This is a genomic window from Streptomyces sp. Je 1-369 (assembly GCF_026810505.1).
Taxonomy (GTDB): domain Bacteria; phylum Actinomycetota; class Actinomycetes; order Streptomycetales; family Streptomycetaceae; genus Streptomyces.
This window is the reverse complement of sequence record NZ_CP101750.1, coordinates 5,886,101-5,900,841: the sequence shown is the minus strand read 5'-3', so window position 1 is coordinate 5,900,841 and position 14,741 is coordinate 5,886,101. Positions and strand designations below refer to the sequence as shown.

The following is a 14,741-nucleotide window of genomic DNA, read 5'->3' as shown; positions in this document are numbered from 1 at the left end:
CGGAGGCTCAGGCCTCCCGCAGCGGGCGCGTCAGGAACTCCAGCCGCTCGCGGTCCGCGATGATGTCGATCTCCACGATGCGGCCGTCCACGACCGTGAGCGCGCCGAGCGAGACCGGCACGCCGCCCGGGAGGGCGACCAGGCCCGGCATGCCGTTGATGAACACCAGTTGCTGGTCCGCGGCGACCCGCGCGAACATCGCGGCCTGCCCGGCCACCGCCGCGGCACCCCGCACCACCTTGGAGAGGCCGGAGGACAGTTCGCCGGTGTCGGCGCGCAACACGACGTCCGGGTCGAGGAGTTCGAGGAGCGCGTCGAAGTCGCCTGCGCGCGTGGCGGCCATCCACGCCTCGACGACCTCGCGCTGCTTGGCGACGTCGGTCTCCGCCGCGGGCGTCGAACCCTGCACGCGGCGGCGGGCCCGGCTGGCCAGCTGCCGGGTCGTGGCCGCCGAACGCTCCACGATGGGCGCGATGTCGTCGAAGGGCACGGCGAACATGTCGTGCAGCACGAACGCGAGGCGCTCGGCGGGCGCCAGCGTCTCCAGTACGACGAGGAGCGCGAGGCCCACCGAGTCGGCGAGCAGCACTTCCTGTTCGGGGTCGGCGAGGTCGGCGCGGGTCACGACCGGGTCCGGGACGTGCGTCTCGCCGTGGCCCTGCACGGACGCGTCGAGGGAGTCCTCGCGCCGGGACTGCCGGGTGCGCAGCAGGTCGAGGCAGATGCGGCCGACGACGGTGGTCAGCCAGCCGCCGAGGTTGCGCACCTCCCCCGCGTCCGGCCCCGCTTCGGTGCGGCTCAGCCGGAACCACGCCTCCTGCACCGCGTCCTCGGACTCGCTCAGCGAGCCGAGCATGCGGTACGCCACCGCGTTCAGGCGGGGCCTGTGCTCCTCGAACCGCGCGGCGAGGGCGACTTGAGCCGATCCGTTCTCGTTCATCCTTCAATTGAACAGGAGGGTCAGGCGACGCGGTCCGCCGCCCTGGGCTCGTCGGCGGGGGCCGTCGGTCCCGGGCGTCGCATGAGGAGGACCGAGACGACGCCGAGCACCGCCGCGCAGAGCGTGGAGCCGATCGTGATGGCGGCGAAGCCGCTGCGCGACGCGTCGTCGGCGTCGCCCGCGAAGCTGGCGAACAGCGAGCCGAAGAGCGACACCGCGATGGCCTCGCTGCCGAGCCGGACCGTGTTGATCCAGCCCGCCCCCATGCCCGCCTCGTCGGCCGGTACGTGCGCGAGCGCCTCGCCGTCGACGAGCCCCGCCTGCAGCCCGAACCCGATGCCGACGACGACCATCGGCAGCGCCATCCAGACGAGCCCGGGAGCGGCGGTCGCGCCCGCGAGCACGAGTCCTGCGACCAGCAGACCGATGCTCCACGTGAAGATGGTGTGGGCGGGTGTGCCGCGGGCGGTCAGGCGGGCGGCGATCAGCGGGGCGACCAGGACGGGCAGCGTCAGGAACATCAGGTACGCGCCGCTGGCGCCCGCCGAAGCGTCGTACGCGCCCTGGAAGAACACCGGCAGATAGGCGACCGCGTTGGTGAAGGTGAACGACGCCACCGCGACCACCAGCGTGATGCCGGAGAAGCGCCTGCTGCGCAGGGTGCGCAGGCTCAGGAGCGGGTTGGGTGCGGTGGACTCGCGCCACGCGAACAGGCCGTAGCAGCCGATGCCGACGGCCGTGCAGAGCAGGAAGGGCGGCGACGCCCAGCCCGTCGCCGAGCCGAGGGCGAGGCCGCCGAGCGTGACGGTGGTCGCCGTGCAGAAGAGCGCGGCGCCCGGCCAGTCGATGCGGGCCGCGCGCCGCTTCTCGTGGGCGGCGGCACGGCGGATCAGCGGCATGCCCGCGCAGGCGACGACCAGACAGGCGAGCTGGAAGCCGTAGACGAGGCGCCAGCCGGAGAGCTGGGTGAGCAGCCCGCACAGGGACGGGCCGAACGCGAGCGAGAGGCCCGCGACCGACCCGAGGAGGGCGAAGGCGCGGGTGCGCCGTTCGCCCTCGAAGTTCGACGACACGACGGCCGACCCCACCGAGAAGACCGCCCCGGCCCCCGCCCCCGCCACCAGCCGGGCCCCGTCCAGGACCCAGTAGTTGCCCGCGAAGAGGCTGAGCGCGGAGCCCGCGCCGAACGTGAGCAGCCCGAAGAGCAGCGCCTGCCAGCGCCCGATGATGTCGGCCACCGAGCCCCAGACGAGGGTCGAGCAGGCGAACGTCAGGTTGTAGCCGTTGAGGACCCACTGCTCGCCCACCGACGAGCTGCCCAGGTCGTCGGAGATGTCGCCGAGGGACACGGCGGTGCCGGACACCGACAGCGGGACCGTGAAGATGGCGAGCAGGATGACGGGCATGAGCAGGCGCGTGCCGGGCGCCGGAGCGCCCGGCCGGTCAGGCGCGGACGTCATCGGAGACCCGGCACTCGTCGAGGAAGTCGACGATGTGGCCGAACACGTCGAGCGCGGCGTTGCGGCCGATGAACGCGTCGAGGTGACCGTAGCCGGGCACCTCCACGTACCGGACGTCCAGCTCGGGATGGCGGCGCTTCAACACGTCGTGGCAGATCTCGTTCGAGTCGTACCAGAAGCGGTTGTCGCTGCCGGAGAGCAGCATGAGCGGGGTGTCGAAGGAGCCCGCCTCGTCGAGGGCGTTCTTCGGCAGTGCGTCGTAGCGGCCGTCGCCGTCGTTGTACCGCATCATCGTGTGCGCCAGTTCGATGCTGCGCAGGTGCGGCAGTATCCACATCGGCACCGTGCCGTACAGGTCGGCGAGGCGGTCGTGGGTGACCTCGTGAAGGTTGTCGTGCTCGAAGAGCGATCCGCCGACCCCCCACGAGTCGTTGTGCAGGATCTGGCAGTTGGGGTCCTTGCACTCGGCTCCCAGCGACACCTCGGCGAAGATCAGCGAGTGCTTGGACCACATGCCGACCTTCTTGAAGTCGGTGGGGATGTTGACGAAGCGGGAGCGCAGCAGCTCCCCGCCGAAGTGCAGACGGGCCCGCGTCTTCCAGGACATCTTCGGGGTGAGGAACACGCCCTGGGCGACGACGCCGGACAGACCGGGCACGAGTCCCGCGGCCATGCTCAGGGACAGGCACATCGCGCCGATGCAGTGCGCCACGACGAGGAGTTCACGCCCGCCGATACGTTCCTTGATCAGCGAAACGGCCTCGGGAATGTCGTACAGCGCGACGTCGTCGAAGGTGTAGCGGACCCGGCCCTCGTTGTACGGCAGGCGGCAGCTGCCCCGCCAGTCGAGCAGCCACGGTTCGTAGCCCGCGTCGAGCAGGACGTCGACGAGGTTGCGGGTCTCGGGCAGCGTGAACATGTCGGCCGACGCGGTCAGTCCGTGCAGGATCAGGACGACCGGGCGGTCGGTGGAGCCGTCCTCGGGGGCGACGCGGGTGAGGCCGAGCCGGGTGCCGTCGGAGGCGGTGAAGGGGATGTCCTCGACGCGGGCGCCGAATGCGTGGTGGAGGGGCCTCAGCGGCGTCATCGGGTCTGCTCCCTTTTGATCATCAGCTTCCTGATCTTGCGTTGCAGCTTGTCCTGGTCCCGGTCGATGGCGTCCTTGCGCAGGTCCAGGAGTTCGGCGACGGCACGCAGGGACGGCTCGGCGAGGCCCATGCCGACCTGCACGAAGAACCAGGAGAGCCAGGCGAGTTTGGCGAGGCGCCGCTCCTGCGAGGTGAGGCGCGGGTCGACCTCGATGCCGTCGATCTGGTCGGGCACGTAGCTCTTGGCCGGGACCTTGACGACACCGGCGAGGCTCGCCGGTTCGTTCTCGCGGCCGATGGTGACGTCGATGGTGCGGGTCTGCTTCCAGAAGTCGCGGCTCGCGCGGGCCGTCTTCCAGCCCTCGAGCCACCAGCGTCCGCCGTCGCGGTCCACCAGGACGAGCCGGTAGCGCAGCAGCGGGTGGTCGCTGCCGTGCTGCAACGGCACGCCCTCGTCCGGGCGGACCCAGATCTCGCCCGCCTCCACGGTCAGCGGCTCCGCGTGCAGCCGCTCGCAGAACACCTCACCGCGGACGTCGATCTTCCGGTGGCGTACGACCTGGTACATGCTGGCGATCGAAAGGGTCAGCGCCATCCTGCACCTGGAGTCCCGCTCCCCGCCGACGGGACCGATCCGGCCCTTGGTCCGCTCACGGAACTGCAGGTAGGGCGGGTCCTCGCGGCTGGGAAGCCGGGCGACGCCGTCCTTCGCCATCCGCTCGAACGCCTTCAACTGCGCCTGAGATCCATACCGTTCGGCCTCCGGCAGCTTGTGCCGCGCGACGAAGCGGTCGGTGCGCTCCGAGCCCGCCTCCGGGCCGAACATCAGCGCCTCGAAGAGCTTCATGGCGGTGGGGCTGCGCAGGATGCGGATCAGGAAGTCCAGCTCGGGCACGGGGTCGGCGGCGTGCCGCTCGATCAGGTCGTCCCGCCACTCCCGCCAGTTGGCCACGCGGACGTTCATCCCGGCCAGCTTCATGTCCTTCACCAGCTGCGGCAGGGTCTCGGCGCGGCCGGTGACGTTGTAGTTCTGGCCCCACGCGGCGGGGTCGAAGACCACGGCGGCCGTCACCCTGCTGATCCAGTCGACCGGCGCGAGGTTCATGAACTTGAAGGCCGGTACGGTCCGGTACCGGGAGAACGCGCCGATCAGCCCGGTGCTGAGGTCATGCGGGTTGTACACGCCGGTACGGGTGTGCCCGCCGATCGCGCCGGGCCGCAGGAACGTGACGGTCAGACCGTGCTCACGGGCGCGCCGCAGGACCGCCTCCGCGGCCCACTTCGACTTGTCGTAACCGGCGAAGAGCCGGTCGATGTGGGCGACCGGGTCGTCCTCGCCCATCTTCTCGATGCCGACCTCGTTGAAGACGGCGACCGAGGAAATGTGGTGCAGCGGCTTGGCCCGCCCCGTCATCGCCAGCTCGGCGAGGGCCAGCGGGCCCAGCACGTTGGTCTGGCGCAGGGAGGGGTAGCCGCGCAGGAAGTCGACGGCGGCGGCGACGTTGACGATCGAGTCGAGGTCCTGGGCGAGCCCCTCCCACACGTCCCGCGCGAGCCCGAGCAACGGCTGCCTGAGGTCGGCCGCGAGAACGGTGACCCGGCGCCGCACCTCGGCGGTCCACGGCTGGTCGAACCCGGCGAGCGCGTCGGCGAGACGGCGTTCCGCGGCGGCGTCGTCGGTGGCGCGTACGAGACACACGACGTGGGCGTCGCCCTGCCGCAGCAGATCGAGGAGCAGGTGACTGCCGAGGTAGCCGGTGGCCCCGGTCAACAGAATGCGACGCGGCGCGACGGCCTCGGCCTGCCGACTGAACGGCAGCCGGTCGGCGAGGGCAAGGTCCTCAAGGATCACCTCCAGGTCTTCGTGGGCGTCGGGGTGGGTGGGGTGGGTGGGGGTGCGGATTATTACGGGGGTTATGGAGGGGGTGGGGGTGGGAGTGGCGGTCGGGATGGTGGCCGTGGGGGTGTGGGGGGTGGGGGTGGGGACGGTGGCCCTGGGGGGCGTGGGGGTGGGGACGGTGGCCCTGGGGGGCGTGGGGGCCGCGGGTGCGGGGGTCCCGGGCGCGGGGGTCCCGGGCGCTGCGGCCGCAGACGCGGGGAGCCCGGCCGTGGGGAACTCGGGCGCTGGCATCACAGGTGCTGAGGCCGCAGGCGCGGGGGTCCCGGCCACTGGGGTCCCGGGCGTTGGGGCCGCAGGCGCGGGAAGCCCGGCCGTGGAGAACTCGGGCGCTGGGGTCCCGGGCGTGGGGGTCCCGGGCGCTGAGGCCGCAGGCGCGGGAAGCCCGGTCGTGGGGAACTCGGGCGCTGGGGTCCCGGGCGTGGGGGTCCCGGGCGCCGGGGATGTCGTCGTGGGCAGGCCCAGGGACTTGGCCCAGCGTTGGGCCAGGCGGCGCGGGCGGGCGTCGGCGAAGACGTCGTCCAGCGTCAGCTGTACGTCGAGCTCCCGCGCCATCAGGGCGACGAGCTCGACAGCGTCGACGGAGGACAGACCGGCGTCGAACAGGTCCGTCTCGGAGTCGGGCGCGCCGCCGGGCAGGAAGCGGGCGGCGCGGGCCGCGATGTCGGCGGCGACCTCGGCGACGGTCCGCGCGGGGTGGCCGGCGGCGGGCTCGGGGGCCGGTGCGGTCGGTGCCGTCTGCGCGGGCTCCGCAGGACTCGCGGGCCGGGCGTCGGCGGGCCCCTGCCCCGCGGCAGGTCCGGTCGGCGGCTTCCGGAAGTGCGCGAGGAGATCCGCCGCCGCGCTCCGTCCGGGGCCCCGCCGCTCGATCGCCTCCTCCTCGGGTCGCCGGTTGACACTGCGGTTGCGACTCGTGCCGCTGGCCGCCTCAGGCATTGCTGTCCTCCGCTGCATGATCGGATGCGGGGTCCCAGGAACGGAACTCCCGAAGGTGTGCGAGGCCCACCGCCGCCTCCAGGCGGGGCGCGTCGACGTCGCCGCCGCCGAGGCGGGACACGAGGCGTCGGGCGGGAATGTTGCGGGGCGTGTTCTCGGCGATCAGACGCACCGTCGTGCAGCCGTGGGCTTCGGCCCGGTCGGCGAGCCACTGCAGCAGCCGGTCCTCGACGCCCCTGCCGAGCACGCGGCAGCTCATCATCCAGGCGACGACTTCGAGCGCGTCGCCGTCGACGGTGACGGCCAGGACGCCGATCTGCCCGTACGCGCCGAAGCGGTCCCGCGCGGTCGCCGTCCACACCTCCCCGCTCTCCCGCAGCCGCGCCAGTTCGGCGTCGTCGAGGGGGCGGGGCCGCAGGTTGAACTGGTTGGTGCGCCTGCTGAGCTGGACCGTGCGCTCGGCGGTCTCCTCGTTCACCGGCTCGATGTCGAGTTCGAGCCGGAGGTTCTCCAGGAACTCGGCGAAGCCGAGCTGTGCCCTGGCCTCGTCGCGCACCTGCTCCTGCCGGTAGAAGTCGGCCCGTGCGGAGTCCTCCGCCGTCGCGGCCCGCGGCACCATCGGCCACAGCCGGGTGATGAACTCGGCGAGTTCGTCGGCGCTCGGGCAGGTCAGGCAGAGCACTTCCGGCAACTGGGCACGGACTCCGGCGATTTCGACGGGGTTGTCGTCGAGGAAGAGGAAACTGTCGAGGCCGAGCCGCAGCTCGTCGGCGATCTTGACGATCCGGGTCCACTTGGGTTCCCAGGCGGCACTGATCGCGGCGAAGTGTTCGCGGCGCAGCGGGCTGTCGGGCCGGTCGAGGATGCGGTGCACGGTCTCCTCGTCGTTGTTGGAGACCATGGCGAGCAGCACGCCCGCCTCCCGCCACCGCAACAGCCGAGCGGCGAGCAGCGCACGGGCCCCGCTGAAGTCGACGTTCTCCGGGCCGACTTCGCCCGCGATGCCGCTCCACAGCGTCTCGTCGCCGTCGACGACGATCACCTTGGGCGCCCGCCGGCGTACCTGCTGGAGTACGTCGGCCAGGCGCAGCGCCACCAGTGCCTGGAACTCGTCCTGGAACGGCAGGTGGGCCATCGCGTCGGTGTGGGCGTCGAACACGTCCGCCACCGGGTAGTCGTCACCGGCCCACGTGTCCGAGGACAGGACGGCGATGCCGGGGACGTCCGCGAGGCGCCGCGTCACCTGCTGCTCCCAGTCGCGGAGGCGTGCGTCGTCGGCGCTCTCGGGGAGGAAGGCGACGACGAGGGGCTTACGGGTGCGCTCGGCGAGGGAGCGCAGCGCGGCCGGGTACTCGTCGGCGAGCTGGTCGAGCAGCGCGTGCTCCGGCCCGCTCGCGTCGTCCGTGAAGCGGGTGAGGTCGCCCGCCCTCAGCAGGACGAGCCCGACGGCCGTCGCACCCTGGACGAACACGCTGCCCGGGTCGTGCAGACTCGCGAGGACCTGGTGGTACGGCGCCTCCACCACGTCGAACGGTCCGCCCTCGACCCCGGCGTCCCGCACGGCGAACGACAGCATGGCCGGGAGATTGCCGAGGGCGAAGGTCGCGGCGAGGGCGAGTTGGGGGGTGGGGGCGGGAGCGGGTTCGGGGGCGGGCGCGGGTGCGGGAGTTGCTTCGGGGGTGGGCACGGATTCGAGGGCGGGAGCGGGTTCGGGGGCGGGCGCGAGTTCGGGGGCGGGGGCGAGGGGGGCTTCCGGCGTGGATGTGGCCCGGGCCTGCGTCGCGGCCGGGGCCCGCCTCGCCGGTGTCGTCGCGTCCGTCGCGAACTGTTCGGCGAGGCGCAGGAAGTCCTCGGCGAGCGACGCGCAGGACGCGTCGTCCAATACGTCCGCGTTGTACTCCAGGCCGACCTTCCCGAGGCCCGGCATCACCGTGACCATCAGGTCGAGGTCGGAGTAGCCGGTGCCCGCCGGGACGATGTGCAGGCCCTCCGCCGCTCCGGCCTGCGGCGGCATGTAGTTGAAGTAGACCTCGACGAGCGGCGCGTCCTTGCGGTACAGGCCCTCCTGGACCAGCGCGGACATCGCGTCGAAGAACGTGACGCCACGCTCAAGGACCCGGCTGAGCCGACTGTCGGTGCGCCGCAGGACGTCCTCGGCGGTGTCCTCGGCGTCGACCTGCGCGGCGTACGGGATGGGCAGCCCGAAGTAGCCGACGGCGTCGAGCGCCGACACATGCATACGGGTGTCCACGGGGACGGCCAGGACGAACCGGTCCCGGTCGCGTACCCGCGCGAGGTGCGCGGTCAGCGCGCCGAGCCAGAACGCGGCGGGCGTGATGCCGAGCCCCCTGGCCCGGCTCTCCACCCGCTCCTGGAGCTCCCGCGGCAGGTCCGTGAGGTGCATGGCCGAGCGGTACGACCGCTGCGCGGGGCGCGGCGCGGCCAGTTCGAGGTCGAGGCGCCCGGCGCCCGCGAAGTCCGCGCGCCAGTCGTCAGCCCCCGACGGCGCCCCGGACCGCGCGGCGGACCCGCTCTGGGCCTTCAGCAGCAGGTCGATGTCGCGGTTGGTGACCGCCGCGGGCGGCTCCGACCCCGCGAGCCCGGCGCCCAGGCCGTGCGCCACGAGCATCAGCGACGCCAGGTCGGACACGGCGTGGTGCGCGCCGAACACGAGGACCTGCTCGCCGGACGGGCGCGCGAGCAGCTCGAACCGCCACAGCGGTGCCGTGGCCAGGTCGAACGGCGGCTCCATCAGCGCGCACAGCCGCTCGTCCACGTCGGTGTCCTCGGCGACGTCCGACCACCGCACCAGGTCGCCGTCGAGTGAGCGGCGTACCTCCAACTGCTGGGCGCCGTCCGCGTCCTGGACGATCGCGGTGCGCAGCGCGGCGTGCCGGGCGGCGAGCGAGGCGACGACCTCGGCGAGCCGCTCCGGTGTCGTCGGCGTGGTGAGGCGCACGGCGAGTCCGATGTGGTGGGTGACGCCGGGCGTGCCGTGCTGTTCGGCGCGGAGGAGTCGTACGACGTCGCGGGTGGCGGGGTGGCGTACGACGTCGTGGACGATCTCGGCCTCTTCCTCGGCGTCGGCGTCCGCGTCGGCGTCGGCACCGTCCGACGATGCCCCTCCCCCGGCCCCTTCCATCAGCTGGTCGGCGATGGAGTCCACGCTGGCGCCGTTGAACAGTGAGGCGATCGGCAGGGACTGGCCGAAGTCCGCCTCGATCAGGCTGCGGATCTGCATGGCCATCACGGAGTCGAGGCCCTGGCCGACGAGGGCCGCGCCGGCGTCGAGTTCGTCGGTGCCGAAGCCCATCGTCGCGGCGAACCGGTACCGCAGCCGGTCCACGACCGCGTCCCGCGAGTCGAGGGAGAGCCGTCCTCCGGCGTCCGCCGGGCGTCCCTTGCGGGACGCAGCGAGGCGGCGGCGCGGCGGGTGGAGGCCCGCGAGGAGCGGGGGCAGCAGCGCGGGTTCGGTGGTGCGCAGGACGGGCTCGTTGAGGGCGGCCGCCAGGAGCAGCGCGTCGTCCGCGTCGCGGGTGAGCGCCGCGTCCAGGAGCGCGAGCCCCTGTTCGGTGGTGAGCGCGGCGATGCCGCCCCGGTTGATCCGCTCCAGGTCGGCGTCGCCGAGGTGTCCGGTCATGCCGGTGGCCTCGGCCCACAGGCCCCAGGCCAGGGAGAGTCCGGGCAGTCCGGCGCGTCGGCGCTGCTGCATCAGCGCGTCGAGGAACGCGTTGGCTGCGGCGTAACCGCCCTGCCCCGCGCCGCCGAGGACACCGGCGAGCGAGGAGAACACGACGAAGGCGGAGAGCTCCGTGCCCTCGGTCAGCGTGTGCAGGTTCCAGACGGCGTCGGACTTCGGCCGCAGTACCGCGTGCAGGCCGTCCGTGTCGATGGACTCGACGACGGCGTCACGGAGTATGCCCGCGGCGTGGATGACGGCGGTCAGCGGGTACTCCTGCGGCAGGTGGCGCAGGACGCGGGCCAGCTGCTCGCGGTCGGCGGCGTCGCAGGCGACGACAGTGACCCGGGCTCCCGCGGCGGTGAGTTCGTCGCTCAGGGCCGCCACGCCTTCGCCCGCGGGTCCGCGCCGGGACAGCAGGAGGAGGTGCCGGGCGCCGAGCCGCGCTGCGTGCCGGGCGACCTGCGCGCCGAGGCCGCTCGTGCCGCCGGTGATGAGGACGGTGCCCGTGCCGAGGGCGGTGGCGGGGGTGGTGCCGGGGGTGGTTCGGGCGTCCTCGACGCGGAGGGACGGGACGTACAACTCGCCGTTTCTGAGGGCTATTTCGGGGGCGCCGGAACGCAGTACGTCGGTGACAGTGTCCTGGCCGAGCCCGTCGGTGCTGGGCTCGGTGTCGGTGTCGGTGTCGGTGTCGGTGTCCACCAGGATCACGCGGCCCGGGTTCTCCGCGCGTGCGGCCCTGGCGAGGCCCCAGACGGAGGCCTGGGCGAGGTCGAGCGCGGCGTCGGGCGCCTCGGCTCCGGTGAGTACGGCGTGCCGGGTCAGGACGACCAGACGGGCCGACGCGGGCCGGTCCCGCGCCAGCCACTCCTGCATCCGGACCAGGGTGTCCTGGAGGACGGCCCGGGCGCGGGCGGCGTCGGTCTCACCGGCGGCGGGGGCGGCGGTGAGAGAGGTGACGGCGGCGGTGACGTCGAGGACCGTGACGTCCGAGGTGTCCGCCGCCGAGGTCTTCGCCGCCGAGGTCACCCCCGCCTCATCCACCGCGTACGGCGCCCACGTGAGGGACAGCAGTGACTGCGTACTGCCGTCCGAGGCGGCGAGATCGCCTGCGGCCACCGGGCGTACGAGGAGGGAGTCGATGCGCGCGACCGGCGTACCGGACGGGTCGGCCGCCTCCACCGTGAACGTGTCGTCGCCGGTGGGCACGATGCGTACGCGCACCTCGTCCGCGCCCCGGCCGTGCAGGGTGACCGACCCGAAGGAGAACGGCAGCGGCGTGGCGCCGTCGAGGCCGTCCACGGCCGCGGCCTGCAGTGCGGCGTCGAGGAGGGCGGGGTGCGCGCCGAAGCGCCGCGCCTCCTCCGCCTGCCGCCCCGGCAGGGCGACCTGCGCGAGGATCTCGCCGTCGAGCCGCCATACGTCGGACAGGCCCTGGAACGCGGGCCCGTACTCCAGGCCCGCGTCCGCCATCGTGTCGTAGTGCGCGGCGGCGTCCAGGCGTTCGGCGCCCGCGGGTGGCCAGGCGGCACCGTACAGCGGGTTGTCGGCGGTGCCGGGCGCTGTACCGCCGGTGGCCGGAACGCCGGTCGTCGAGGCAGTGGTGGTTGTCAGGACGGCGGACGCGTGCCGGGTCCACGGCTCGGAGCCGTCGGACCTGCGGGGCCTGGCGTAGATGTCGAGGGGCCGCCCGGCGCCGTCCGCGCCCTCCGCGCCGCCGATCTGCACCTGGACGTCGACCTCGCCCTGCTCGGGCAGCCGCAGCGGCGCGGTCAGCGTCAGGTCCCGCACCGTGTCGCAGCCCACCTCGTCGGCGGCGCGCAGGGCCAGCTCGACGAAGGCGGTGCCGGGCAGGATGACCGTGCCGAAGACCGCGTGGTCCGCGAGCCAGGGCTGCGCGGCGCGGGACAGGCGCCCGGTGAGGACGACGTCGTCGCTGTCGGCGAGCCGGACGGACGCGCCGAGCAGCGGGTGCCGTACGGCTTCCAGGCCCGCGGAGCCGACGTCGGCGGAGGCGGCCGCGGCGGGCTGCCAGTACCGGCGGCGCTGGAAGGCGTACGTCGGCAGCTCGACGAGTTCCCCGCCCACCAGCCACGGCGACCAGTCCACGTCGACGCCCGCGACGAACACCTCGGCCAGACCGCGGAGCAGCTGGGCCTTCTCGTCCTCGTTGCGCCGGAGCGTGCCGACGGCGGTCACGCCCTTCGTACGGAGGTGATCGGCGTTCTGCACGACAGCGCCGAGGACCACGGGGTGCGGGCTGGACTCGACGAAGACGCGATGCCCGGCTTCCAGCAGATTCCGCAGGGCGGCATCGAAGCGAACGGTCTGCCGCAGATTCGTGAACCAGTACTCCGCACCCATCACCGCCGTGTCGATCACATCACCCGTGACGGTCGAGAACAGCGGAACCTGACCACTGCGAGGCTCAATAGCCCCCAGCACATCCAGCAGCTCATCCCGCAAATCCTCGACCTGCGGCGAGTGCGAGGCGTAATCCACGGCGATCCGCCGCACCTGCACACCGTCGGCCTCACACGCAGCCATGAACGCATCCAGCTCACCGGGCGAACCCGACACCACCACCTGCTCCGGGCCATTGACCACAGCCACCTGCAAGCCCGCAGTCAACCGCCCCACAACCTGCGACTCAGGCGCCAGAACAGACACCATCCCGCCCCTGCCCGCAAGCCGCACAATCGCCCGCGACCGCAACGCAACCACACGCGCCGCATCACCCAACGACAACGCCCCCGCGACACACGCAGCAGCAATCTCGCCCTGCGAATGCCCCACCACAGCAGCAGGCCGCACACCCAGCGAACGCCACAACTCCGCCAGCGACACCATCACCGCAAACAACACCGGCTGCACCACATCAACCCGGCGCAGCACCTCCTCATCGCCCTCCCGGACCACATCCAGCAAAGACCAGCCATCCACGAACGGCTCAAGCGCCGCACCACACTCGGCCATCCGCGCCGCGAACACCGGCGAGAACTCCAACAACTCCCGAGCCATCCCGACCCACTGCGAACCCTGCCCCGGGAACACAAACACCGCGCCACCGGAGGCGTTGTTCGTCCGGGCGCGCCCCGAGACGACACCCGAAGCCTCACGCCCCGCCGCCAACTCGGTGAGTGCAGCCGTGAGTTCATCGATGTCGCTGCCGAGCACGACCGCACGGTGCTCCAGCACCGCGCGCCCCGCCGCCAGCGTGTGGCCCACATCCCGCAGCCCCGGCAGCCCGCCCTCGTCGAGCCGGGCCAGCAGCCTCTCCGCCTGCTCCGCGAGCGCCGCCTCGCTCCGCGCCGACAGCACCCACGGCAGGACCGGGGCCCCGTCGCCGGACGGGTCCAACTCGGCGACGCGCGGCGATGCTTGTAGCGCTGGGGCGGCTTCCAGGATGACGTGTGCGTTCGTGCCGCTGTAGCCGAAGGACGACACCCCGGCCCGGCGCGGGCGGTCGCCATCGGGCCACGGGCGGTTCTCCGTGAGGAGCCTGACCTGCCCCTCGGTCCAGTCGACGTGGCTGGAGGGCTCGTCCACGTGCAGCGTGCTCGGCATGACGCCGTGCCGCATCGCCTGCACCATCTTGATGATGCCCGCGACACCCGCCGCGGCCTGCGTGTGCCCGATGTTGGACTTGACCGAGCCGAGCCACAACGGCCGTTCCAGGGGCCGCCCTTGGCCGTACGTCGCCAGGAGCGCCTGCGCCTCGATCGGGTCGCCGAGGGTCGTGCCCGTGCCGTGGCCCTCGACGACGTCGACGTCCGCGGTCGTCAGCCGGGCGGAGGCGAGGGCGTCCTCGATGACGCGCTGCTGGGCGGGACCGTTGGGTGCGGTCTGGCCGTTGGACGCACCGTCCTGGTTCACCGCGCTGCCCCGTACGACGGCGAGGACCCGGTGGCCGTTGCGTTCCGCGTCGGACAGGCGCTCCAGGGCCAGTACGGCCACGCCCTCGCCCCAGCCGGTGCCGTCGGCGGCGGTGGCGTAGGACTTGCAGCGGCCGTCGGCGGCGAGGCCGCGCTGGCGGGAGAACTCGATGAAGACGCCGGGCGTGGACAGCACGGTCACGCCGCCCGCGAGGGCGAGGGTGCACTCGCCGTCGCGCAGCGACTGCACGGCCTGGTGCAGGGCCACCAGCGACGAGGAGCAGGCGGTGTCGACGGTGACGGCGGGTCCCTGGAGCCCGAGCGCGTAGGAGACGCGTCCGGACACGAGGCTGCCGACGCTGCCGCCGCCGGGGTCGTAGTCGTGGTGGAAGGACCCGGCGAAGACGCCGGTGGCGGTGTCCTTGAGGGTCTGCGGGTTGATGCCCGCGCTCTCCAGGGCCTGCCACGACGCCTCCAGCATGAGGCGGTGCTGCGGGTCCATGCCGTGGGCCTCGCGGGGCGTGATGCCGAAGAAGGCCGGGTCGAAGTCCGCCGCGTCGTGCAGGAAGCCGCCGGAACGGGTGTAGGTCTTGCCGGGGTTACCGGGCTCCGGGTCGTAGAGGGCGTCGATGTCCCAGCCGCGGTCGGCGGGGAAGTTGCCGATCATGTCCTCGCCCTTGAGGACGACGTCCCACAGGTGGTCCGGCGAGGACACTCCGCCGGGCAGCCGGCAGCTCATCCCGACGATCGCCACGGGCTCGCTGCGACGGTCCTCGAGGCTCTGCAACCGCCCCCGTGTGGCGTGCAGTTCCTGCGAGACCGCCTTGAGGTATTGGAGCAGTTCGTTCTCGGTGGGCATGAACTCA

4 protein-coding genes and 1 pseudogene are annotated in these 14,741 nt (G+C 72.8%); all 5 read right to left on the bottom strand.

Translation table 11 applies throughout. The annotated features are described in order from the left end of the window. Window positions 1–7: 7 nt before the first annotated feature. A complete protein-coding gene (locus NOO62_RS26910) occupies window positions 8–940 on the bottom strand; it encodes a sigma-70 family RNA polymerase sigma factor (protein ID WP_268773416.1) in 933 nt (310 codons plus the stop codon). Window positions 941–960: 20 nt separating this feature from the next. Beyond that, a complete protein-coding gene (locus NOO62_RS26905; RefSeq protein ID WP_268773415.1) occupies window positions 961–2,400 on the bottom strand; it encodes an MFS transporter in 1,440 nt (479 codons plus the stop codon). Beyond that, entirely contained in the window at window positions 2,384–3,487 is a 1,104-nt protein-coding gene (locus tag NOO62_RS26900; RefSeq protein WP_268773414.1) for an alpha/beta fold hydrolase, read from the bottom strand. The genes NOO62_RS26905 and NOO62_RS26900 overlap by 17 nt, the downstream gene beginning before the upstream one ends. Then, the gene (locus NOO62_RS26895) at window positions 3,484–6,321 is read right to left on the bottom strand and encodes a thioester reductase domain-containing protein (protein WP_268773413.1); all 2,838 of its coding nucleotides are present in this window, start codon (window positions 6,319–6,321) and stop codon (window positions 3,484–3,486) included. Before NOO62_RS26895 ends, NOO62_RS26900 begins: the two co-directional genes overlap by 4 nt. Beyond that, window positions 6,314–14,635: pseudogene (locus tag NOO62_RS26890) on the bottom strand (HAD-IIIC family phosphatase); the annotation flags it as partial. The gene NOO62_RS26895 and the pseudogene NOO62_RS26890, both read right to left, overlap by 8 nt. Window positions 14,636–14,741: the final 106 nt, after the last annotated feature.

Bases quoted from the DNA above. Each gene is read 5' to 3' on its own strand.
- NOO62_RS26910 (WP_268773416.1), bottom strand. From the start codon at position 940: ATGAACGAGAACGGATCGGCTCAAGTCGCCCTCGCCGCGCGGTTCGAG.
- NOO62_RS26905 (WP_268773415.1), bottom strand. From the start codon at position 2,400: ATGACGTCCGCGCCTGACCGGCCGGGCGCTCCGGCGCCCGGCACGCGC.
- NOO62_RS26900 (WP_268773414.1), bottom strand. From the start codon at position 3,487: ATGACGCCGCTGAGGCCCCTCCACCACGCATTCGGCGCCCGCGTCGAG.
- NOO62_RS26895 (WP_268773413.1), bottom strand. From the start codon at position 6,321: ATGCCTGAGGCGGCCAGCGGCACGAGTCGCAACCGCAGTGTCAACCGG.